Origin of the sequence: Streptomyces sp. NPDC050997 (assembly GCF_040660135.1) — a bacterium.
Lineage (GTDB): Bacteria > Actinomycetota > Actinomycetes > Streptomycetales > Streptomycetaceae > Streptomyces.
This window is the reverse complement of record NZ_JBFAGK010000020.1, coordinates 1-22,831: the sequence shown is the minus strand read 5'-3', so window position 1 is coordinate 22,831 and position 22,831 is coordinate 1. Positions and strand designations below refer to the sequence as shown.

General features: G+C 69.1%; 23 protein-coding genes. 13 read left to right on the top strand and 10 right to left on the bottom strand.

Translation table 11 applies throughout. From position 1 onward, the window contains the following. Positions 1-118 precede the first annotated feature (118 nt). From pstB to pstS, 4 genes are all read right to left on the bottom strand, one after another. Positions 119-895 (bottom strand): phosphate ABC transporter ATP-binding protein PstB, encoded by a 777-nt coding sequence (gene pstB / locus AB0H86_RS33885; protein WP_362447697.1) that lies wholly within the window; start codon positions 893-895, stop codon positions 119-121. Between the two features lie 63 nt (positions 896-958). Then, complete coding sequence (gene pstA / locus AB0H86_RS33880) at positions 959-2,017, bottom strand: phosphate ABC transporter permease PstA (protein WP_362447694.1); 1,059 nt, start codon at positions 2,015-2,017, stop codon at positions 959-961. Further along, entirely contained in the window at positions 2,014-3,021 is a 1,008-nt protein-coding gene (gene pstC / locus AB0H86_RS33875) for a phosphate ABC transporter permease subunit PstC (protein ID WP_362447691.1), read from the bottom strand. Before pstC ends, pstA begins: the two co-directional genes overlap by 4 nt. Before the next feature lie 140 nt (positions 3,022-3,161). Then, on the bottom strand, positions 3,162-4,283 hold the full coding sequence (pstS, locus tag AB0H86_RS33870; protein ID WP_362447688.1) for a phosphate ABC transporter substrate-binding protein PstS: 1,122 nt from the start codon (positions 4,281-4,283) through the stop codon (positions 3,162-3,164). Positions 4,284-4,688: 405 nt separating this feature from the next. Between pstS and AB0H86_RS33865 the strand changes: the two genes are divergently transcribed. Continuing rightward, positions 4,689-6,233, top strand: coding sequence for an FAD-binding oxidoreductase (locus tag AB0H86_RS33865; RefSeq protein ID WP_362447685.1), 1,545 nt, complete (start codon positions 4,689-4,691; stop codon positions 6,231-6,233). 79 nt (positions 6,234-6,312) lie between these two features. Here the strand turns inward: AB0H86_RS33865 and AB0H86_RS33860 are convergent, their stop codons facing one another. From AB0H86_RS33860 to AB0H86_RS33840, 5 genes are all read right to left on the bottom strand, one after another. Further along, positions 6,313-7,017 carry a phosphatase PAP2 family protein gene (locus AB0H86_RS33860; protein WP_362447682.1) on the bottom strand — a complete coding sequence of 235 codons (705 nt, stop codon included), beginning with the start codon at positions 7,015-7,017 and terminating at the stop codon, positions 6,313-6,315. A gap of 197 nt (positions 7,018-7,214) precedes the next feature. Next, positions 7,215-8,222: a bifunctional lytic transglycosylase/C40 family peptidase gene (locus tag AB0H86_RS33855; protein ID WP_362447679.1), complete on the bottom strand. Its 1,008-nt coding sequence runs from the start codon at positions 8,220-8,222 to the stop codon at positions 7,215-7,217. A gap of 347 nt (positions 8,223-8,569) precedes the next feature. Beyond that, the gene (locus tag AB0H86_RS33850) at positions 8,570-9,214 is read right to left on the bottom strand and encodes a Uma2 family endonuclease (protein WP_362447676.1); all 645 of its coding nucleotides are present in this window, start codon (positions 9,212-9,214) and stop codon (positions 8,570-8,572) included. A gap of 9 nt (positions 9,215-9,223) precedes the next feature. Next, positions 9,224-9,997, bottom strand: coding sequence for a Uma2 family endonuclease (locus tag AB0H86_RS33845; RefSeq protein WP_362447673.1), 774 nt, complete (start codon positions 9,995-9,997; stop codon positions 9,224-9,226). Between the two features lie 31 nt (positions 9,998-10,028). Further along, positions 10,029-10,463: an ATP-binding protein gene (locus AB0H86_RS33840; RefSeq protein WP_362447670.1), complete on the bottom strand. Its 435-nt coding sequence runs from the start codon at positions 10,461-10,463 to the stop codon at positions 10,029-10,031. A 197-nt stretch (positions 10,464-10,660) separates the two neighbouring features. Here AB0H86_RS33840 and AB0H86_RS33835 point away from each other — a divergent pair, with 197 nt between their 5' ends. The 10 genes from AB0H86_RS33835 to AB0H86_RS33790 all read left to right on the top strand — a co-directional run bounded on the left by AB0H86_RS33835 (position 10,661) and on the right by AB0H86_RS33790 (position 20,090). Further along, a complete protein-coding gene (locus AB0H86_RS33835) occupies positions 10,661-11,506 on the top strand; it encodes a helix-turn-helix transcriptional regulator (RefSeq protein ID WP_362447667.1) in 846 nt (281 codons plus the stop codon). 10 nt (positions 11,507-11,516) lie between these two features. Then, the gene (locus tag AB0H86_RS33830; protein WP_362447664.1) at positions 11,517-11,705 is read left to right on the top strand and encodes a DUF397 domain-containing protein; all 189 of its coding nucleotides are present in this window, start codon (positions 11,517-11,519) and stop codon (positions 11,703-11,705) included. Continuing rightward, the gene (locus AB0H86_RS33825; RefSeq protein WP_362447661.1) at positions 11,698-11,970 is read left to right on the top strand and encodes a DUF397 domain-containing protein; all 273 of its coding nucleotides are present in this window, start codon (positions 11,698-11,700) and stop codon (positions 11,968-11,970) included. Before AB0H86_RS33830 ends, AB0H86_RS33825 begins: the two co-directional genes overlap by 8 nt. Next, a complete protein-coding gene (locus AB0H86_RS33820) occupies positions 11,963-12,337 on the top strand; it encodes a VOC family protein (RefSeq protein ID WP_362447658.1) in 375 nt (124 codons plus the stop codon). Before AB0H86_RS33825 ends, AB0H86_RS33820 begins: the two co-directional genes overlap by 8 nt. Before the next feature lie 426 nt (positions 12,338-12,763). Further along, complete coding sequence (locus tag AB0H86_RS33815; RefSeq protein WP_356777353.1) at positions 12,764-13,072, top strand: hypothetical protein; 309 nt, start codon at positions 12,764-12,766, stop codon at positions 13,070-13,072. A gap of 201 nt (positions 13,073-13,273) precedes the next feature. Then, a complete protein-coding gene (locus tag AB0H86_RS33810) occupies positions 13,274-14,077 on the top strand; it encodes a hypothetical protein (RefSeq protein WP_362447655.1) in 804 nt (267 codons plus the stop codon). Then, complete coding sequence (locus AB0H86_RS33805; RefSeq protein ID WP_362447652.1) at positions 14,067-15,407, top strand: hypothetical protein; 1,341 nt, start codon at positions 14,067-14,069, stop codon at positions 15,405-15,407. Before AB0H86_RS33810 ends, AB0H86_RS33805 begins: the two co-directional genes overlap by 11 nt. Continuing rightward, a complete protein-coding gene (locus AB0H86_RS33800; protein WP_362447649.1) occupies positions 15,404-16,963 on the top strand; it encodes an SCO6880 family protein in 1,560 nt (519 codons plus the stop codon). The genes AB0H86_RS33805 and AB0H86_RS33800 overlap by 4 nt, the downstream gene beginning before the upstream one ends. Before the next feature lie 10 nt (positions 16,964-16,973). Next, entirely contained in the window at positions 16,974-18,389 is a 1,416-nt protein-coding gene (locus AB0H86_RS33795) for an ATP-binding protein (protein WP_362447646.1), read from the top strand. Between the two features lie 90 nt (positions 18,390-18,479). Beyond that, on the top strand, positions 18,480-20,090 hold the full coding sequence (locus AB0H86_RS33790; RefSeq protein ID WP_362447643.1) for a type VI secretion protein: 1,611 nt from the start codon (positions 18,480-18,482) through the stop codon (positions 20,088-20,090). A 21-nt stretch (positions 20,091-20,111) separates the two neighbouring features. On the opposite strand, the gene AB0H86_RS33785 is transcribed toward AB0H86_RS33790, so the two are convergent. Beyond that, complete coding sequence (locus AB0H86_RS33785; RefSeq protein ID WP_362447640.1) at positions 20,112-20,666, bottom strand: GNAT family N-acetyltransferase; 555 nt, start codon at positions 20,664-20,666, stop codon at positions 20,112-20,114. Positions 20,667-20,750: 84 nt separating this feature from the next. On the opposite strand from AB0H86_RS33785, the gene AB0H86_RS33780 reads away from it, so the two are divergent. Both AB0H86_RS33780 and AB0H86_RS33775 read left to right on the top strand, forming a co-directional pair. Continuing rightward, positions 20,751-22,040: a histidine kinase gene (locus tag AB0H86_RS33780; RefSeq protein ID WP_362448144.1), complete on the top strand. Its 1,290-nt coding sequence runs from the start codon at positions 20,751-20,753 to the stop codon at positions 22,038-22,040. Beyond that, positions 22,037-22,711, top strand: a complete 675-nt coding sequence (locus AB0H86_RS33775; RefSeq protein ID WP_362447636.1) for a response regulator transcription factor — start codon at positions 22,037-22,039, stop codon at positions 22,709-22,711. Before AB0H86_RS33780 ends, AB0H86_RS33775 begins: the two co-directional genes overlap by 4 nt. Positions 22,712-22,831 lie beyond the last annotated feature (120 nt).

Sequence of the window (22,831 nt, the reverse complement as noted above, 5' to 3'; positions counted from 1 at the left end):
AGGGCCCTGAGCCCCCGGCAACGACGGAGGGCCCGCCCCCGGGAGCCGGGGGCGGGCCCTCTTCGTCCTCGCGGTGGCACCGCCATGCAGCACCGCGAGGGGTCAGGGGAGCGTCGGCTCAGCCGAAGCGGCCGGAGATGTAGTCCTCCGTGGCCTGGACCGACGGGTTGGAGAAGATCCGCTCCGTGTCGTCGATCTCGACCAGCTTGCCGGGCTGCCCGACCGCCGCGAGGTTGAAGAACGCGGTGCGGTCGGATACCCGGGCCGCCTGCTGCATGTTGTGCGTCACGATGACGATCGTGAAGCGTTCCTTCAGCTCACCGATCAGGTCCTCGATGGCGAGCGTCGAGATCGGGTCGAGCGCCGAGCACGGCTCGTCCATGAGCAGCACGTTCGGCTCCACCGCGATGGCCCGCGCGATGCACAGACGCTGCTGCTGACCACCCGAGAGACCGGATCCCGGCTTGTTCAGGCGGTCCTTCACCTCGTTCCAGAGGTTCGCGCCCTTGAGGGACTTCTCGACGGTGTCGCTCAGCTCCGACTTCTTGTAACTGCCGTTCAGCCGCAGCCCCGCCGCCACGTTGTCGAAGATCGACATCGTGGGGAAGGGGTTCGGACGCTGGAACACCATGCCGACCTCGCGGCGCACGGACACCGGGTCTATGCCCTGCCCGTACAGGTCCTCGTCGTCCAGCAGCACCTTGCCCTCGACGCGGCCGCCCGAGGTGACCTCGTGCATCCGGTTCAGCGTGCGCAGGAACGTCGACTTGCCGCAGCCGGACGGGCCGATGAAGGCCGTCACCGAACGCGGCTCGACCGTCATCGAGATGTCCTCGATCGCCTTGTGGGATCCGTAGTAGGCGGTGAGCCCGCTTACGTCGATTCGCTTGGCCATGTCTCCACTTCACTTCCAGATCAGTCGCTGTTGGCCCCGCCCGGCGGAGCCGGAGTGGTCGCCTCAGCGACCGGTCTTGGGTGCCTTCCAGCGGGCGATCCCGCGGGCCACAAGATTCAGGATCATCACGAACGCGATCAGGGTCAGGGCCGCCGCCCACGCACGGTCGTACGCCGCACCGGAGCCCGCGCTGTTCGCGTACTGCTGATAGATGTACAGCGGCAGCGACTGCTGCGCACCCTCGAAGGGGTTGGTGTTGATGAGCGAGTTGCCCCACACCAGCAGCAGGACCGGCGCGGTCTCGCCCGCGATACGGGCGACCGCCAGCATGATGCCGGTGGTGATGCCGCCGATCGAGGTCGGCAGGACCACCTTCAGGATCGTGCGCCACTTCGGGACACCGAGCGCCAGGGAGGCCTCACGCAGCTCGTTCGGGACGAGCTTGAGCATCTCCTCGGTGGAGCGGACGACGACCGGCATCATCAGGATGGCCAGCGCGAGCGAGCCGGCGAACCCGAAGGGCTGCATGTCGAACATCAGCATGATGCTGAGGATGAACAGGCCAGCGACGATCGACGGGATGCCCGTCATGACGTCCACGAAGAAGGTGACCGAGCGGGCCAGGTTGCCGCGCCCGTACTCGACCAGGTAGATCGCGGTGAGCACACCGATCGGAGCGGCGATCAGCGTGGCGAGGCCGACCTGCTCCAGGCTGCCGAGGATGGCGTGGTAGATACCGCCGCCCGGATCGGTGTCGGAGACCAGGCCCATCGAGTGGGTCAGGAAGTAGAAGTCGAGGACCTTCACACCGCGCGAGACGGTGGTCCACACCAGGGAGACCAGCGGCACCACGGCGAGCAGGAAGGCGGCCCAGACCAGCGAGGTCGCGAGCCGGTCCTTGGCCTGCCGGCGCCCCTCGACGCGAGCGGCGAGCCCGAACACACCGATGAGGAAGATGATCGCGGCGATCAGGCCCTGCTGGACCTTGCTGTCCAGGCCGGCGGCCAGGCCGATGCCGACCGCCCCGACAATGGAGCCGGCCGCGATGGCGTACGGCGCCCACCTGGGGAGCCTGGCGCCCTGCAGGGTGCTGGGGTGCTTGTCGGCGACTGCGTGGCTCATGCGTTGGCCCCCGAGTACTCCTTGCGGCGGGCGATGATCGCGCGGGCCGCGCCGTTGACCAGCAGGGTGATGACGAACAGGACCAGACCGGAGGCGATGAGCGCGTCCCGGCCGATCTCGCTGGCCTCACTGAACTTGCTGGCGATGTTCTGGGCGAAGGTGCCGCCGCCCGGGTCGAGCAGGCTGGCCTGGATGTCGAAGGTCGGCGAGAGCACGGTGGCGACGGCCATCGTCTCGCCGAGCGCGCGGCCGAGGCCGAGCATCGAGGCGGAGATCACGCCGGAGCGGCCGAAGGGGATCACCGCCATGCGGATGACCTCCCAGCGGGTGGCGCCGAGGGCGAGGGCCGCCTCTTCGATCATCTGCGGAGCCTGGCGGAAGACCTCGCGGCTCACGTTGGTGATGATCGGCAGGATCATGATCGCGAGCAGGATGCCGACGGTCAGCATCGAGCGGGGCGCGCCGCCCTGCCAGGAGAAGATGCCGGTCCAGCCGAAGTACTTGTCCAGCCAGCCGAAGAGGCCGGTCATGTTCGGCACGAGGACCAGGGCGCCCCACAGGCCGTAGACGATGGACGGCACGGCGGCGAGCAGGTCGATCACATAGGCGATCGGACCGCTGAGCCTGCGCGGGGCGTAGTGGGTGAGGAACAGCGCGATCGCGACGGCGACAGGGACCGCGATGACCATGGCGATGATCGAGGAGACGACCGTGCCGAACGCCAGGACGGCGATGCCGAACTTCGGCGGGAGGAGGCTGGTGTTCCACTCGAAGGCGGTGAAGAAGTTGGCCTCGTCCTTGCTGATCGCGATCGAGGCGCGGTAGGTCAGGAAGCCCGCGATCGCGGCCATGATCACGAGCAGCAGGATGCCCGACCCGCGGGAGAGACCGAGGAAGATCCGGTCACCGGGTCGGGTGGCACCGCGGGCCGCGCGTTTCTGCTCGGCCACGTTCGGATGTGGGGCGGGGGGAGGGGCTTCGGTGTTCTTCGTGGATATGTCCATCGGGTTCTCCGGTCTGCGGAGCCGTACGCGCCGTACGGCCCAGTGGAGCCGGTCGCGGTGGCGGCGGCTCCTGGCGGCGGTGCACCGGACGGTGCGGTCCGGTCCGGGGTTTCAGGCCCCGGGCCGGGCCGCACGCTCAGTCAGTTCAGGCCATCGATGGTGGTGCGGACCTTGGCGATGATGTCGTCGGGGATGGGCGCGTAGTCGTTGTCCGAGAGGACCTTCTGGCCGTCCTCGGAGGCGATGAACCGCAGGAACGCCTTGGTGGCGGGCAGGGTCTCCGCCTTGTTGCCCTTGTCGCAGGCGATCTCGTAGGTGACCAGGGTGATCGGGTAGGCGCCGTCGGCCTTGGTCGCGTAGTTCAGCTCCAGCGCCAGGTCCTTGCCGGTGCCGACGACCTTGGCGTCGGAGATGGCCTTGGTGGCGTTCTCCACGGTGGCGTCGACCGGGGCGGAGGCGCCCGTGTCGATGCTGACCGGCTTGATGCCGTCCTTGGCGTACGACAGCTCCATGTAGCCGATCGCGCCGGAGGTCTGCTTCACCTGCTGGGCGATGCCGGAGGAGCCGGACGCGGACTGGCCGCCGGAGGCCTGCCAGGCCTTGCCGCCCTCGTAGGGCCAGTCGGTCTTGGCGGAGGCGATCAGGTACTTGGTGAAGTTGTCCGTGGTGCCGGAGTCCTCGGAGCGGTGGAACGCCTGGATCTTGAGGTCGGGAAGCGTCGCGTCGGGGTTCAGCTTCTTGATCGCCGCGTCGTTCCAGTTCTTGATCTTGCTGTTGAAGATCTTGGCGAGGGTCGGCGCGTCCAGGACGAGCTTGTCCACACCCGGGACGTTGAAGCCGACCGCGATCGGGCCGCCGACCATCGGCAGGTCGATGGCCTGGCCACCGGTGCAGACCTTCTTGGAGGCGGCGACCTCTTCGGGCTTCAGCGCGGAGTCCGAACCGGCGAAGGCGACCTGGCCCTGGGTGAACGCGGTGATACCGGCGCCGGAGCCGCTGCCCTTGTAGTTGATCTGAACGCCACAGGCCTGGGTGAACTGCTTGACCCAGGCGTCGATCGCGTTCTTCTGCGCGGACGAGCCGTCGGCGAGCAGCTGGCCCTTCGCGTCGTCGCACTTGATGTTGCCGGCGGCAGCGGTCGACGCGCCGCTGCCCCCGCCGGAGCTGGTGTCGTCGGAGCCGCACGCCGTGAGGGCCAGGGCGCCGGAGACGGCGAGAGCACCGAGGGTGAGGGCCCGCCGGTTCATGCGCTGAAGCTTCACTTGAGGGAGTTCCTTCCAGGAGCCGCCATCCTGAATCCGGCGGCGTGCGCGAGGTCTGGGTGATGCGGACCCGTACTCGAGGCACGCGGCCCGCACCGCGTAAGGCTGAAACTAGGCAGATCAGGTGAAGCCGCACACGGCCGTAAGTGAACGGCGGGTGAACCCCTGAGGACGGTGCGGTTAGGTCACGGAACGCTTACGGGAAGGGCACACCGAGGTCCCGGCACAAGCGACCTCGGCGCGGTGGCCCCGCGGACGACCTGCGCACTCGCGCCGCGAGGCATCACATCTCACGGTACCTACAGGCCAGGCCCCCGGCGCGATGTGGAACCGTGTCGTACGTCGAGTGGAACCCGTGACCTCGTGAGGCCGTCTCGTTCCACGAAGTCGACGGAAGGCACGGACATGGAACGGCGTACGTTCATCGGCGGCACCGCCACCGCCCTCGCGGCACTGGCGACGGGCTGCAAGACCGGCGGCGGATCCGCCGCGAGCACGTCGGCGTCGTCCTCCCGCACCTCGTTCCGGGCGACCAGTGCCACCGCCGCCAACTGGTCCGCCCTCGCCCGCGACCTCGACGGCCCCCTCGTCCGCCCCGGCGACGCCGACTGGCCGGCCGCCCGCCAGCTCTACAACACCCGCTTCGACTCGCTGAAGCCCGCCGCGGTCGCCTTCGTCGCCGGCAACGACGACATCCGTACGGCTCTGTCGTACGCCCGCGCCCACAGCCTGCACGTGGCGATCCGCAACGGCGGCCACTCCTACGCGGGCTGGTCCTCCGGCAACGGCCGCCTGATCATCGACGTCTCCAAGCTCAACCGGGTGCGGGCGAGCGGCGGCTCCGCCGTGGTCGGCGCCGGCTCCAAGCTGATCGACGTGTACCGGGCCCTCGCCGCGAAGGGCGTGACGATCCCCGCGGGCTCCTGCCCCACCGTCGGCGTCTCCGGCCTCACCCTCGGCGGCGGCCACGGGGTCGTCTCCCGGGCGTACGGCCTGACCTGCGACAGCCTCACCCAGGCCACCCTGATCACGGCCGACGGCAAGCAGCTCACCGCGAACGCCACCGACCACAAGGACCTCTTCTGGGCCCTGCGCGGCGCGGGCAACGGCAACTTCGGTGTCGTCACGGAACTGCGGTTCAAGACCCACCCGGCCCCGCAGGCGGTGACGGCGTACCTGTCCTGGCCGTGGTCGAAGGCGGCCGCCGTGATGAAGGCCTGGCAGGAGTGGGGCCCGTCCCAGCCGGACGAGATCTGGTCGTCCCTGCACCTGGCGGGCGCGCCCGGCGGTCACACCACCGTCTCCGTCGCCGCCTTCTCCCTCGGCACCTACGGCGAACTCCAGAACGCGGTCGACCGCCTCGCGGACAAGGTCGGCGCCCCGGCGAGCAGCGTCTCGCTCCGGCGCCGCGGCTACGAGGAGGCGATGGAGATCTACGCGGGCTGCTCGTCCTTCTCGAACGACGCCCAGTGCCATCTGCCGGGCTCGACGCCGGGCCGTTCCCGGCAGGGCGCGCTCGGCCGCGAGACGTACGCGGCCCGCTCGGACTTCTTCGACCGCTCGCTGTCCCCGGCCGGCATCCAGACGCTGCTCAAGCAGATGAACTCGGTGCGCGGCGGCTCCGGCAGCATCGCGTTCACGGCACTCGGCGGGGCGGTCAACCGGGTCTCCCCGACAGCGACGGCGTTCGTCCACCGCCGCTCGCGGATGCTGGCCCAGTACATCGCCTCCTGGCGGGCCGGCACCAGCGGCTCGACCGCCCAGTCCTGGCTGACCTCGGCCCACACGGCGATGAAGCCGCACGCCTCGGGCGCGGCCTACCAGAACTACACGGACCCGACCCTGAAGGACTGGCGCAAGGCGTACTACGGCGCCGCGGCGACCCGCCTGACCACGATCAAGAAGCAGTACGACCCGAACCGCTTCTTCACGTATCCCCAGGCTCTGTGAACCTGGGGATACGGACAGGGATCGCGCGGCCCTACGGCCAGGTCTTGCTCGGCCCTACGCGGCCAGGTCTTGCTCGGCCCTACGCGGCCAGGTCCCGCTCCTCGGTGCCCGTCGGCTCCTTGTGAGCCCCCGGGACCATCGCGTCCCGCCCGTACGACCGCCCCCGGGCCCGGATCAGCCAGCCGGCCCGCGGGGACCGCTCGATCGCCTTGGTGAGCGGCGTCAGCAGGGCCGCGGCCACCGGGGACAGCAGCAGCGCGACGGCGGTACCGAGCGCGAAACCGCCCACGACGTCGGTCGGGTAGTGCACGCCCATGTAGATCCGGCAGAAGCCTTCGAGCAGCGCGATCCCGAGGCCGAAGAGCCCGAACTTGCGGTGGGCGACGAAGAGTCCGACGGCCATGGCCATGGTGATCGTCGCGTGGTCGCTGACGAACGAGTAGTCGGTCTTGCCGGAGACCAGGACGTCGAGCCCCTCGTGGGTGCGGAAGGGCCGGGGCCGCTCGACGAAGCCCCGTATCGGCACGTTCACCAGGACCGCGACGCCGGCTGCCAGCGGGGCCCAGACGAGCGCGGCCACGGACGACGCCGCGTCCTCGGCACCCCGCCGGCGCACCGACCACCAGCACCACAGCACGAGCAGCACCATGACGAGCAGCAGGCCGTACTCGCCGATGTACTCCATGCCCCGGTCGAACCAGGCGGGGGCGTCCTTGGCGAGGCCGTTGATGTCGTACAGCAGATCGACGTCAGGGTTCGACCCGGATTCTGCGAGTCCAGCCATGGTGCGCGGCCCCTTCGTCGTCTCTGGCGCGCCCTTGCGCACGCCGTTTCTGCCCACCCCCGCTGGTTTGCAGATTCGCTATGTCACCAGGAACGCACGACTCCCGTAAATACGTTCCACACTCCACCGAATGATCACTCAGACGTTATCGAAGAGAGACTCATCGCCGCAGCTCAGGGGGTTGGTTCACGCTCGGTTCACACCGTCGTGGGGAGCGCTTTCGCGCCATCTTCGGTTACCCGCGTTGCCCCGAAGTAGTCGGGGGTGTCGATCGGGTCGAACCGGATCACAGCACCTGTTCTCGGCGCGTCGATCATGTAGCCGCCACCGACATAAATCCCCACATGGCGGATGGCCCGGGAGTTGCCGAGGTCGTCCGAGAAGAACACCAGATCGCCGGGCAGCAGCTCGGCCCGCGAGGGGTGCGGACCGGCGTTGTACTGATCGTTGGCGACCCGCGGAAGCGTGATCCCCACACTCTCGTACGCGGCCTTGGTCAGCCCGGAACAGTCGAACCGCCCGCCGTCCGCGCTGGTTCCGTCGCCACCCCACAGGTAGGGCGTGCCGAGCTTCTTCTGCGAGTAGTAGATGGCGCCGGCCGCCTGCTCGGACGGATCGACCCGGCTCACGGGAGCCGCGAAGCTCTCCTCCAGGGTCGTGATCGTCTTCACGTAGTTCCGGGTCTCCTGGTACGGCGGCACACCCCCGTACTTGATGACCGCGTAGGCCCCCGCGTTGTACGAGGCCAGCATGTTTTCGGTCAGGTTCCCGGGAACGTCCTTCACATACGAGGCGAGTGAGCAGTCGTAGGCCGCGGCGGACGGGATCGCGTCGTTCGGATCCCATACGTCCTTGTCGCCGTCCCCGTCACCGTCGACCCCGTGCGTCGACCACGTCCCGGGAATGAACTGCGCTATCCCCTGGGCCGCCGCCGGGCTCTGGGCCTTCGGGTTGAACCCGCTCTCCTGGTAGAGCTGGGCGGCGAGCAGCGCCGGATTGATGGCGGGGCACATGTTGCCCGCCTTCTGCACGAGGTCCCGGTACGCGGCGGGCACGGCACCCTCGGCCAGCGTCTTGGCGCCACCGCCCACCCCGTTGGTGAGGTTCCCGGCGACCACGTACACACCGACGACGAGCAGCATCACGAAGCCGAGCCCCGCCCCCAGGGCGGCACCCCCCACGACCCACGCCTTACGCACCGTCAACCGCCCCTCGGCCACTGGGATTCCGCCCGCGTCAGTCTAGGAGCTTCCCACCCGAATCCCGGCGCAACCGGTGCGGTATCGCCCCGCGGCCCCGCGAATGACGGATAACGAATGAAGGATGACGGCTTACGACCTACGGCTCACCGGCCGCACGTCGGCACAACTCCGCCGCCCGCGCGCTTCACACGCCCACGGCGGTCACGCCGAGGCCCCGCCCCGTCATCGGCGGCCGCCTCGGGGGCCGAGGTGATGGCGAGCAGAACGGTGAGGGCGAGGACGTGACGTGGCCCGCCCTTCATCATCGGAACTCAGCGTCGCGTACGAAGGTGAGAGATTGTCAGACGCCTCTACTCGGCTCTCTCCTCGCCCTCCCGCCGCCCGCGTGGTGAAGCGCCGTACACCGGAAAGTCGTCCGTGACGATCTCCAGGCGCAAGGGCTCGGGGAGCCGCACGGATTCTCCGAACTTGCCAGGAAGTACGTCCTGGTAGGCCCCGCTATCGGGGCGAGTGTGAAGGGCCCAGGTGCCATGGCGCGGGTCGACGACGAGGAGGACGGCCACGCCCGCCACCGCGTACCAATCGGCCTTGTCCCGGATCTCACGGGACTTCTCGGACTGGGAGATGACCTCGACGGCGAGGGCGGCATCTTCGGAAGCGGCCAGCCAGCCGTCGTCCTCCTCCCACTCCACAGGCAGGAGGACCAGGCCCGGTGTCACATAGTCGTCCGGGTCTTCCGGGAGAGCGATCGAGGACACCTCGTACACATCCAGACCCTCGGGCAGAACAGAACCCTCGAACTGGCGCCGCAGCCGCTTCAACACGCCGGCGTGCTTTCCGCGCGGCGTCGGGGGTAGCACGAGCTTCCCTCCCACGACCTGCACGCGCAGTCCCGTCGTAGTCTCGATCTTTTCGGCAATCTCGCGCAGATTCCGAGGCTGGGGCGCAGATGGGACCAGGCACCGGGTGACAGGGCCACGACTCGCTGTCTCCATCCCGGGCCGCTACGGCCGAGAAGTGCGCGGACCGCCCCCGTACACCGGGAACCCGTCCGTGGCGATCTCCAGGTGCAGGGGCTCAGGGAGCCGCACGGGTTCTCCGAACTTGCCCGGCACTACGTCCTGGTAGGCCCCGTTGTCGGGGCGGGTGTGCAGGGCCCAGGTGCCGTGGCGCGGGTCGACGACGAGGAGAACGGCCACGCCCGCCACCGCGTACCAATCGGCCTTGTCCCGGATCTCACGGGACTTCTCGGACTGGGAGATGACCCCCACGGCCAGCTCGATGTCGCGAGGGTCGAGCAGCCAGTCGTCGGAGTCCAGGAATTGCCGGGGGCAGACCAGGAGATCCGGCGTCACGAAGTCGTCCGGTTCGTCCGGCATCTCGATGGAGGACATTTCCGTCGCGACGAGTTCATGCGGGAGTTTCGGCCTGATCAGCTCCTCAAGCTCGTAGATCACTCCCGCATGTTTGCCACGCGGCGTCGGGGACATCACGAGCTTTCCTCCCAAGATCTGCACCCGCAGACCTGTCGCTTCCTCGATCTTCTCGGCGACCTCGCGCAGGTTCCCCGGGCGGGGCTTCGGATGGATCCGCGACACGATGCGCCCCCTCCGTCCCTCCGGCTCCGACACCTTGATCACGCGAACGGGATCGGTGGGAGGCCCGATGTCCCGCTCAGCGGTGATTCCACCGTACTGTGCGGCCTTCTCGGCCCGCTCCCCTTCAATATCCGTCCGGGCACACGTCCGGGCCCTGAGCCGTCGGTCGACCTCAGTCATGCGACCACCCTCACTCTACGATCACTCGCCATCACGATAGGTCACCCCACTGACACTCGGCCCACAGCAGCTTCCCGCCCTTCGACGCGCCCAGGCCCCCCAGCACGGAGGCCCCCACCGCGTCCGCACAGGCCCGCACCAGGTGCAGCCCGCGTCCACCTTCGGCGTCCCACGGGGCTACGGCTCCGGCGACCTCGAATCCGGGCGGCACCCTCGGGTCCGCGTCCCATACGGCGACTCGGAGGCGGCCGGGTTCCATCGTGCGCAGGCGGAGGGCGTAGGGGCCGGTCGTGTGGACGTGGGCGTTGGTGAGGAGTTCGGAGGCGAGGAGTTCGGCGGTGGGGGTGAGGGAGGAAAGGCCGTGGGCGTCGAGGACGGTACGGAGGGTCGCACGGGCGATCCCCGGTGCGAGTGGATCGTGCGGGAGGTGGAGGGTGTACGCCCAGGGCGGGGTTACGGTGGCCATGGAAGTCTCCGGTCACTGAGGGGAGTTGGGGGTGTGCGTACGGTGGCCCAGTGGCGGTGTCGTCCCGTCGGACGGTGCGCTTCTGGGCGAGGGGCCCAGTTGTAAGGTAGCGGCAAGTTGTAAGTTGTTAGACCCAGAACCGCGAAGCTCTTCAGTATTCACGCGTGTGGGTGACGTGGAGGAGTCGAACATTGGCCATGAGAAGCACCCCCACCGGCCGCCAACTCCGGTTGGGCGCCGAGCTGCGCAAGCTGCGCGAACGTGCAGGGCTGAGCTCGACACAGGCGGCACAACTACTGGGCATCAAGCAGAACCAGGTCAGCAACATGGAGGCCGGCCGCCACGGCGTGAGCCCCGACCGCCTGCGCACCATCGCCTGCAGTTACGACTGCTCGGACTGGGCTCTGGTCGAGGCACTCGCCGCCATGACTCCCGATCGCAAGCGGGGCTGGTGGGAGGAGTACCGCGAGCTGCTGCCCGCCGTGCTGCTCGACCTCGCCGAACTCGAACACCACGCGGTACGGCTGCGCACCGCAGTGACTGTGCATATTCCAGGTCTCTTCCAGACCACGGAGTACGCCCGCGAGCTCTTTCGCCAGGCCGTTCCCCAACTCCCGGCACCTGCCGTGGAACACCGGGTGTCGTTCCGAGTGAAGCGGCAGGCCGTACTCTTCCGTGATCCGCCGACATCACAGCAGGTCATCATCCACGAGGCCGCTCTGCGCATGAGGTTCGCCAGTGCGACGGTCACCCGTGACCAGCTCAAGTACCTCTTGGACATGAACGAACGAGACAACATCTCCATCCACGTCCTGCCGTTCGACTCCAGCATCTACCCCGGCTCAGGACAGTCGATCTACTACGCCGAGGGACCCGTGCCGCAGCTCGACACCGTCAATCTCGACCAATCGCACGGGCCTGTCTTCCTGGACGCCGAGGCCCAACTGGACAAGTACCGCGTCCTCCTGGAGCGCATGGAGGCGGCGGCCCTCTCGCCAAAGCAGTCCCACCAGTTCATCCACACCATCCTCAAGGGCCTGTGAAGGAGCCCCGATGCCCAAGCTCACCTGGCAGAGGTCGTCCTACTGCCCTGAAGGCAACTCCTGCGTCCACGTAGCCACCGCCGCCGAAACGATCCACCTCATCGAAAGCGGCGACCCACGCGGAGCGATACTCACCGCCACCCCCGCCGCCTTCGACGCCCTCCTCGCCGTACTCAAGGAAGAAACGCCCCGTGTCTGACGTACCCTCCGACCTCACCTGGACCCGCGCCGCCCCACCCGACGCCACCGGCCCCGGCCCCTGGATCGAGATCGCCTTCGGCGAGAGCGACAACGGCGACGACAAGGACGCCCCCGTCTACCTCCGCGAGACCAGCGCCCCGGAGACCGTCGTCACGACGAACCGACGCAAGTGGGACGCCTTCGTACTCGGCGTCCAGGCAGGCGAGTTCGACCACTTCGTGGAGGGGTTCATCGAGAGCTCGGAGGAATCGCCGCATGCATAGAAGCCGTGTGTACGCCCTGCTGATCGACACCCCCGAGCCGGAGGCCGCCGCGGCCTTCTGGTCCGCGGCGCTCGGGGCGCCCGCCCACCCGCTCTTGGGGGAGGAACAGTTCACGTCGCTGCACGAGGCCATCCCCGGCCTGGCCGTGGCCGTACAAGCGGTGGATGACACTCCCCGCTTCCACCTCGACATCGAGACGGACGACGTGGAAGCCGAGACCGCCCGCCTGCTCGGCCTCGGAGCGACGCAGGTCACACAGTGGCTGGAGTGCCGCGTACTACGCGCCCCCGGCGGCCACCTCCTGTGCGTCCTGCCGGTGGACAGCGATCCGGACGTCTTCCAGGCCGAGGCACGCACCTGGCCGTGAGCCGCGTGGGCACCATCACACGGCCATTCCCGGCTGACCCTCCGTCACAGGGTCTCGCCATGCCCGGGTTAGCCTTCCACCAGGAACTCACCGAGGTCACCCGCAGAACACCGGCGCGATCACCGAACCGTGCCGTAAGAGGGGATAACGACGGAACCACACGACAGGTTCCGCCCAGTCCTCATTGCCCGGCGTGACCTGCCGTGATACACAGAGTGACCATACGACTCCTTATTTACCGCCCCAACGTCTGTTCGAAGGATTCCCGGAGGGCAGACGCGGACCGGTGGCAAGGTATTCGTACGAAACCCGCCAATCAATGACGCCAAGTCGACATACGACAGCGCCGTTGTCAGCGACAATGATGCCTGACCTCTGCCCCAAGGCAGGGGGAAGCGGAACTACCCACCAGGGGCGGTGACTTACATGTTCTTTGCGGCTGACAAGGGAGACATCAACACCATCATCGGTGGGATCGCTCCGGACTGGGGGCCCTTCGGCAGCCTCGGCAACGAGGCGAAGGTGATGATCGAGGTCGTGATGGCGGTGGCCATCCTGCTCTGCCTCGGCATCGCCATCTGGGGCGCCGCCAAACAGCGCATCGGCGCCACGGCCCTGCGGGACACCTTCAGCGCGGAACAGGGCAAGGGCCTCATCATCGCGGGCCTGACGGGTGTCTTCATCATCGGTTCACTGGGCACGCTGTTCACCATCGTGTACGGCATGGCCGTGTAGCGGGGGACCACCGCCCGTGTGTGGCGCGTCCGCTCGGTCCCCCCTCCACCCCCACCCGTCCGTCGTGCCCACCGGCTGAGGTTGCGTTTCCCTGATGTCGAGTCACCACACCGCGCCCGCGCGGGAACCAGCACGGCTACCGTCGTACTCGTACGCGTATTCCTACGCGTATCCGCACGACGTCGAGGGGGCGTACGCGGCATGAGTCTCGATGACGACCAGGAGACCTCCGGCGGCTACGGCGGCACGGGCCACACCCGCACCCGCCTGCCCGACCGGAGCGACGTGTACGGCGGCGCACGGCGCGGCCGCTCGTCCTCCAGAAGCCTGGTCACGGTCGTCGGCGTCATCGTCCTCCTGATCGCAGCGATCGCCTTCGCGAACCGCGGAGAGGACGACCCCGACACGACAGCGTCTCCGGGCTCCCAACCGGATGCTTCCAGCACGGCAGCGAGCGGAACGAAGCCGGTTCAGTCGGGCTTCGCCCAGAACAAGCAGGGGGCGGAGAGCGCGGCGGCGAACTACGCGGTGACGCTGGTCTCGGCCGACATCCTCAAGCCCGCCCGGCGAGCCGAGATCGTCCAGCAGGTCTTCGTCACCGACAAGCAGGCCGCTCTTCAGGACCAGTTCGACAAGGCGTACTCCAAGGAGTTCCTGAGCAACGTCGGCCTGGACGAGAACGGCAACGCGAAAGCGGGCAGCACCTACGTCTCACGGACCGTGCCGATCGGCACCAAGGTCACGAGCTTCGCGGACGCCACGGCTACCACTGAGGTCTGGTGCACCGGGCTCTATGGCACCGCAGGGGCGGACTCGACCAACCCGGTCACCAGCGACTGGTTCACCATGACCCTCCAACTGCGCTGGACGGACGGCGACTGGAAGGTCGACAGCTTCTCCCAGAAGGATGGGCCAGCACCCGTGCCCGGCGACGACAAGGCGTCCAGCGCCGACGAGATGGCCAAGGCCGTCGAGGAGTACGGAGGGTTCACGTATGCCCGGTAGCCCACGCCGCCTTCTCAAGGTCGCCGCCGCCCTCACCGCCGTACAGACCACAGCCTTCATGTTGGCCACCCGTGCCGCAGCCGCCCCCACACCGTCTCCGACACCGTCGGACGGCAACTGTGACCTCATCGTCGGCCCCGCCAAGGACTACTGCGAACAAGACAGCGGCACCGGCGGAGCCACCGGCGGCGGGGGCGCGACCAACCCCCTCACCGACACCCTCGACCCCCTCTCCTCCCTGGCAAGGGGCTGCGCCGACGCCGCCTCGTGGACCGTCGACCAGCTCAGCAAGGCCGTGAAGGAGACCGCGAACGTCGACTTCACGAACCCGAAGTTCCTCCAGCAGTACGCCGTCGTCTTCGCCGCCTCCGCCGTCCTCACGCTCCTGCTGTGGCTGCTGGCCGTCGCCAAGCGGGCCGTGCGCGGCGTGCCGCTCACCACGGCCATCAGCGAAGCCATCGGCTTCCTCTGGCTCACCGTGCTGGCCTCCGCCTTCACTCCGCTGATCCTCTACACCGTCGTCTCCGCGACGGACAGCATCAGCGACGTCCTCGCGAAGACGACGGGCAATCAGACGGACACGTTCTTCGGCACGTTCTCGCAGGCCCTCAACAAGGGCGACGACATCGGCGGCGGCCCGATCATGCTGATGCTGGTGTCGCTGGTCTCCATCGTCGCGGCCGGTGTCCTCTACCTGGAGCTGTATCTGAGGGCCGTCCTGCTGTACGTCGGCGCCCTCCTCGGCGTCGTCGTCTACGCCGGCCTCGTCGACAAGAACCTCTGGGGCCACGTCCGCCGCTGGGCGGGCGTGATGATCGCGGTCATCCTGGTCAAGCCGGTGATCGTGATCGTCCTCGGCCTCGCCGGGGCCCTGGCCTCCGACGGCGGCCCCGACTCGCTCGCCGCGATCGTCTCCGGCCTCGCCATCATCCTGCTCGCGATCTTCGCCAGCGGAATGATCTACCGCTTCGTCCCCGGCTTCGGCGACGAGATCGCCAACTCCCGCAACAACCGCATCATGCGGGGCGCGGAAGGCAAGGCCGCGGCCGTCATGACCTCCCCGGCGACCCTCGTCGCACAGGGCATCAAGACCCACAGCACCCGCGCCGACAACAACGGTGGCGGAGGCCAGAGCGGCTCGGGCGGTGCCCGTCCGAGCAACCCGGCATCCGGCGGTGTCGCCGCGCACAGCTCGCGCAACACGAACGGAGGCGGCGGATCTGTCCCCTCCGCCGCCCCCGCTCCCCGCGCGAGCAGTCCGGTGAACACCCCCCATGCCAGCAACACCCGCAACAGCAGCAACAACCGCACGGGAGGTGAAGGGCGTTGACGACCGAGTCCCACGTGTCCCATCCGGTCACGCCCCGCCGTACATATCTGATCGGCCGCGCCCGGCCGAACGCGATCGTCGGCAGGAATCGTGAAACCGGCGAGATCGCGCTCATCATCGGCGGCGCGTTCCTCGGAATGATGTGCGGGCTCCTCGTCCCGGTGCTGTCACTGCGCATCGTGCTGCTGATGGGCTTCCCCATGCTCGCGCTGGGCGCGGTCTACGTGCCGTACAAGCGCCGCACGTTCTACAAGTGGTTCGAGATCAACCGCAGCTACAAGCGCAGCCTCAAGCAGGGCACCGCCTACCGCTCCGGCGTCGTCGAGGCCGGCACCGGCCTCGACGGCCGCGAGGTGGAGATCGGCCCGCCGCCCGGCATCGGCCGCATCACCTGGCTGGCCGCCCCGTTCGGCCCCGACGAGATCGCCGTACTCCTGCACGCGGACCGCCGTACGGTGACGGCGGCGATCGAGATCGAGGGCCCCGGCGTCGGCCTGCGCGACAGCGAGGACCAGGAAGCCCTCGTCGACCGCTTCGGCACCCTCCTCAAGCACGTGGCCAACGGCGACGGCTTCGTCAGCCGCATCCAGATGCTCGCCCGCACCCTCCCCGCCGACCCCGACGCCCACGCCAAGGACGTCGCCGTACGCGGCGACGAGAAGTCACTGCCCTGGCTGCAGCAGTCGTACGACCAGCTGCAGTCGATGGTGTCGACCAGCAGCGAGCAGCACCGCGCGTACCTCGTCGCCTGTATGCACTTCACCCGCGAACTGGCCGCCGAGGCGAACGCCATGGCACGGGCGGCACGGCCTCAGAACGGCCGCAAGCTCGACCGGGACGCCGGCCTCGCCGTCGTCATGGCCCGCGAGCTCACGGACATCTGCTCCCGCCTCCAGGAAGCGGACATCCGCGTCCGCCAGCCCCTCGGCCAGGGCCGGCTCGCCTCCCTCATCCACTCCATGTACGACCCGGACCACCCCATGGACCACATCCAGGCGATGACGAAACGCAACGCCTGGCCGGCCGAACTGGACGCCATGGAGCCGACGTACCTCCAGGCGAAGACCCGGGAGTCCTCCACCCGCGCCCCCTGGTGCCACGCCACGGCCTGGGTGAAGGAATGGCCGATGACCCCGGTGGGCGTCAACTTCCTGGCGCCCCTCCTGGTCCACACCCCGGACGTCATCCGCACGGTCGCCGTCACGATGGACCTCGAACCCACCGAGGTCGCCATCGAACGGATGCTCACCGAGAAGACCAACGACGACGCCGAGGCGTCCCGCGCCGCCAAGATGAACCGGACCGTCGACCCTCGTGACATCGCCGCCCACAACCGTCTGGACCAGCGCGGCGAGGACCTCGCGAGCGGCGCGGCGGGAGTCAATCTCGTCGGCTACATCACCGTCTCCTCCCGCAACCCCGAGGCCCTGGCCCGCGACAAGCGGACCATCCGGGCCTCGGCCGGAAAGTCGTACCTGAAGCTGGAGTGGTGCGACCGCGAGCACCATCGCGCCTTCGTGAACACCCTTCCGTTCGCCACCGGCATTCGAAGGTAGGGGCCGCCTCATGCGGGATCCGATGTCCATCCTCACCGACGCCTTCACGTCCTTCCTCTTCGGGAAGGTCGAGACGACCCGCCTGCCGGTGCGCACCTCCACGGGCCAGGCGCAGGCCGTCTACCTCCCGACCGCCGCCCCCGGCCTCGGCGACTCGGGCGTCATCATCGGCCGCGAGGTCTACTCCGGGAAGGGGTACATCTACGACCCCTTCCAGCTGTACGGCCAGCAACTCCCGGCGCCGCACTGGCTGGTCCTCGGCGAGTCGGGCAACGGCAAGTCGGCCCTGGAGAAGACGTACGTCCTGCGCCAACTGCGCTTCCGCGACCGCCAGGTCGTCGTCCTGGACGCACAGGGCGAGGACGGCGTCGGCGAATGGAACCTCGTCGCGCAGGAGCTGGGAATAACTCCCATCCGGCTCGACCCGACGGCGGCCCTGGACATGGGTATCCGGCTCAATCCGCTCGACCCCGCGATCACGACCACGGGGCAGTTGGCGCTGCTCCGGACCATCATCGAGGTCGCGATGGGCCACGGCCTCGACGAGCGGTCGGGCTTCGCGCTGAAGGTCGCGCACGCCTTCGTCAACGAGACGATCGTCGAACGCCAGCCGGTCCTCACGGACATCGTCGAGCAGCTACGGCACCCCGAGCCGGAGTCCGCCGAGGCGATGAACGTCGACATAGAGGACGTCCGGGCATGGGGCCTGGATGTGGCGCTGGTCCTCGACCGCCTGGTCGACGGTGACCTGCGCGGCATGTTCGACGGCCCCACGACGGTCGGCATCGACCTCGACGCCCCCTTGATCGTCTTCGACCTGTCCCACATCGACCGCAACTCCATCGCCATGCCGATCCTGATGGCGATCGTCGGCGTGTGGCTGGAGCACACCTGGATCCGCCCCGACCGGAAGAAGCGCATCTTCCTGGTCGAGGAGGCCTGGCACATCATCAACAGCCCCTTCGTGGCCCAGCTGTTCCAGCGGCTGCTGAAGTTCGGCCGCCGCCTCGGCCTGTCCTTCGTCGCGGTCGTCCACCACCTGTCCGACGTCGTGGACGGAGCGGCGGCGAAGGAGGCCGCCGCGATCCTGAAGATGGCGTCCACCCGGACGATCTACGCCCAGAAAGCCGACGAGGCGAGGGCGACGGGCCGGGTACTGGGCCTCCCCCGCTGGGCCGTGGAGATCATCCCGTCCCTCACGCCCGGCATCGCCGTGTGGGACGTCAACGGCAATGTCCAGGTCGTCAAACACCTGGTCACCGAGACGGAACGGCCACTCGTCTTCACCGACCGCGCCATGACCGAGTCGTCCGCCGACCGCCAGCTGATCGACGACGCCCTGCACGCGGCCGAGTTGGAGGCGGAGGAACGGGCGGCGGCGTTCGTGGAACAGCACCTCGGCGACTCCGAGTCGACAGTGGCGTAGGGCGAACGCGAACGGCGAACGGCGAGCGGCGAGCGGCGAGCGGCGAGCGGCGAGCGGCGAGCGGCGAGCCGAGAACGGGAGCGGGGAACGATGAGACCGGGTGACGAGCGCGACCGGCGAGCGGGCAGCCAGGGAGGCATGCCCGACGGTCTGCTGGTCGGCCTGCTCGCCTTCCTCCTCGGCATGACCGTCCTGGTCTGGACGGCCACGGGTCTGGCCGGCCTGTTCGCCCACGGCGCCTGGCCCACCGGCGTCACCTTCGCCCGCACCCCGCCGGCCATGCGCCACCTGATCGCCCGACCCCACGACATCCCCGGCGCCTGGCCCGAGGCCGACCCCACCGCCTTCTCCGGCTACGGCCTCTTCTGGGGCCTGTTCATCGGCCAGTTGATGATCCTCGTCGTCCTGACGGTGTTCATCCTGGGCACCGTGGCCCGCTGGAGGGCGGTCCGGGCGAGGAAGCGGGCAGGGGACCCCTACGCCGGGCCGGCACCGGGCCCCACCGCGTACGAGGTCCCGGCCCAGAGACCGACGCCCGAGCCGCCCCACGCCGGCACCGCCACCCCCCACCAGCCGGCACTGGAGCAACTCCCCACCCGGCCGACGACGGAACCCGCACACCAGCCACACCTCGCGCAGCCCTCCGCCGCCCACCCCGCGGCCGACCCCACGGCCCCCCTCACCGCGACGCCGGCACCCGCCCAGCCCCTCGCACCCCAGCCCCTCGCACCCCTGGCCACCGGCAAGCAGCCGGGCGCGTGGGAAACCCAGCGCGCCGAAGCCATGGTGCACTACGGCCCCCCGGCAAGCCGTCACACCACCGCGACCCAGGCCGTACGCGACGCGGAGGGCCCCGCCCTCGTCCTCACCTCGAACCCCGCCGTGTGGCAGGACACCAAGGACGCCCGCGCCAAACTCGGCCCGGTCCACGTCTACGACCCCACCCACCTCTGCGACACCCCGGCCCGCCTCCACTGGTCCCCCACGGCCGGCTGCGAGAACAAACAGACCGCGGCGGCCACAGCCACCGCGCTCCTCGCCCCCATCCGCCCCACCGCGAAAATCGACCAGGCCGTCACCGACGTGGCCGAAACGCTCCTACGGAGCTACCTGCACGCCGCCGCGATCGACGGCCGCACGATCCGCCACGTCCACCGCTGGTCCCAGGGCATCCAGATCCAGGACGCGGTACGAACCCTCCGTACGAACCCCAAGGCGGCCTCCGGCTCCGCGGGCGAACTCGAGGCCGCCCTCACCGCCCACCCCGAACGCCGGGACATCGCCCAGGAGTTGGCCGCCCGAGCCCTCTCCGCCCTCTCCACGGTCAACATCCGCGAGGCCTGCACTCCCAACCGAAGTGATGCCCTCGCCTTGGATTCCTTCGTGGACGAAGGGGGCACGCTTTACGTGGTGGGTGAATCCATCGAGGACCCCCGAACAAACCCGGGCGCGATGCCACTCCTCACGGCCCTCACCTCAAGCGTGGTCGAGCGCGGCCGGCACATGGCCGAACGGTCATCCTCCGGTCGCCTCGACCCACCACTCACCCTCGTCCTGGACGACGTCGCCGCCGTGGCCCCGCTTCCCCAGCTCCCGGAGCTGCTGACCACCGGAGCAAACCGGGGGCTGCCGACCCTGGCCCTGCTCCGCTCCCGCGAACAGGCCCGTACGCGCTGGCCGAACGCCGACCTCCCGTCGTAACGCCTCGGCCACGCACCCGCGTCAGTCCCGCCCCCGCTCGAGGACGAACTCCAACTCGTTCTCCCCCGGCGCCATCGGCAACGGCACGGTACGCCCGCTCGGCACGAACCCCACCCGGCGATAGAACCGCTGCGCCCGCCCGTTCTCCTCGTGCACGATGAGCCGCACCCGCTCCGCCTCACGCCCCCACGCCCACTCCAGCCCGGCGTCGAACAGCACTTCCGTCAGCCCGCTCCCGCGCTCCTCGGGCCGCACGAACACACCGACGACGTGCCCCTGCCGCAGCTCCACCGGAAGCCCGGCCCAGTCCGTCGTCCCGGGCTCCTCCAGCAGCACGGTCAGCGTCCCCACCCAGTGCCCGTCCGGCCCCTCGGCGATGATCTGCTGCGTCCCGAGCGCCCCCTCGGCGCCGCCCGCCGTCCGCTCCTTCCAGAAGGAGTCCGGCCTGGCAGCCGCCTCTTCGTAGGTCTCCAGGAAGGCGAGGTGCGCGACCGGATCCCGCAGCGCCGAAAGCCGCAACTCCTTGGCGGCAGCCCACTCGCCGGCACGCACGGACCGGATCACATAGCTACTCATACGTCCACGCTAGTACCCCAGTACTACACCGCTCACCGCAAATACAGCCCCGGACCTGTGACGACGGCAACCGCACCCTTCACGATGGACCTCGTGGCGGAAGAACAGGCGACGCGGAACCCGGCGGCACAGACCCCGGTGACTCAGGACCGCGCGGCAGAACCCCTCACCGAGTACGTCCAACGCGTCAGCCGACGAGTCCGCGAATTCGACCGGCGCCACCCCCTCCTCTGGGACCTGCACCTCACCGGCTTCTGGGTAACGGCGGCCCTGATCGACTACTTGGGCGGCGGCTGGCGCAATGTCACCCGCAACCCCGACACCCCCGGCTGGCTGCTCCTCACCCTCAGCCTGGCCCTGTCGCTCCCCCTCCTCCAACGCCGCGCCCACCCCAGGTCCGTACTCCTCACGATGGCCCCGTTCGCGCTGGTCAACGCCTGGAGCGGAGCGGCCCTCCAGGTCTCCATGCTCCACATGCTCGTCGTCTTCCACCTCGCCCTGCGCCGCCACCCGCGCACCCTGTGGTGGACAACGGCCCTGATCCTCACGATCGACTCCCTGACGACCCTGCGCCACCCACGCGAGAGCTTGGACCAGCGCATCTTCTCCGTGCTGATGTCGATCATCGTGGCGGCGGCGATCGGCATCACCGTCCGCACCCGCCGCAACTACACCGAGGCCCTGGAAGACCGCGCCCGCCGCCTGGAGATCGAACGCGACCAGCAGGCCCGCCTCGCCGCCGCCGCCGAACGCGCCCGCATAGCCCGCGAGATGCACGACATCATCGGCCACAACCTCTCCGTCATCACGGGCCTCGCCGACGGCGGCCGCTACGCCGCGGCCAAGGCCCCCGAACGCGCCGCCGAGGCCCTGAACGCCATCTCCACCACCAGCCGCCAGGCCCTGACGGAACTCCGTCGCCTCCTGGACGTCCTCCGCGACGAGGACAAGGACCCCGCCGCCCCGGAACTCTCCCCGCAACCCACCCTGACCGACCTCGACCCCCTGATAGCCGGCGTACGCTCCGCCGGCCTGCCCGTCCACACCACCATCCACGGCACACCGACCCTCCCCCCGGGCCGCCAGCTCACCGTCTACCGAGTCATCCAGGAAGCCCTCACCAACACCCTCAAACACGCCGGCCCGGCAGCCACTTCACACATCAAGCTGTCCTACGAGGCCCAGGGCGCCGTCACCGTCACGGTGACCGACACCGGCCACGGCCGCGAACCCGACGGCACCGCGGGCCGCGGCCTTCCCGGCATGCGCGAGCGAACGGCCCTGTACGGCGGCACACTTGAAGCCGGCCCCCGCCAACCCCCCGACCGGGGCTGGCGCGTCCACCTTCACCTCCCGGAGGAATCCCCGCAGTGACCACGGTCCTCATCGCCGACGACCAGCCCCTCCAACGCTTAGGCTTCCGCATGCTGTTGGAGAGCCAGGACGACATGTCGGTGCTGTCGGAGGCGACGAACGGCAGCGAGGCGGTCCGCCTGGCCGCCGAACTCCACCCCGATGTCGTCCTGATGGACGTCCGTATGCCCGGCCTGGACGGCATCGAGGCCACCCGCCGCATCACCGCCGTCGGCGACCGCACCCGCGTCCTGATCCTCACGACGTTCGACCTGGACGAGTACGCGTACGCGGGGCTGCGCGCCGGCGCTTCCGGCTTCCTGGTGAAGGACGCCCAGCCGGAGGACCTTCTCTCCGGTATCCGCTCGGTGGCGACGGGCGACGCGGTGGTGGCCCCCGGCCTGACCCGCCGCCTCCTGGACGCCTACGCCCAGCACCTCCCGCCGGCGGATACCCACACCGACGGCCCGGAACAGCCGGACCCCCGCCTGGCATCCCTCACGGACCGCGAACGCGAGATCCTCACGGTCATCGGCCTGGGCTGGACGAACACCGAGATAGCCGCTCGTCTCCACCTCGCCGAATCCACGGTGAAGACCCACGTGGGCCGCATTCTCTCGAAGACGGGTTCCCGGGACCGTATCCAGGCGGTCATTCTGGCCTACGACACAAGACTGGTGAATCCGTCCTGAAAAGACTGAATCCCGTCGTGAAAGACCCCTGGAACGCAGAAAACCCCCGTGCCCAAGGCACGGGGGTTTTCCCAAAAATTGTTCGGCGGCGTCCTACTCTCCCACAGGGTCCCCCCTGCA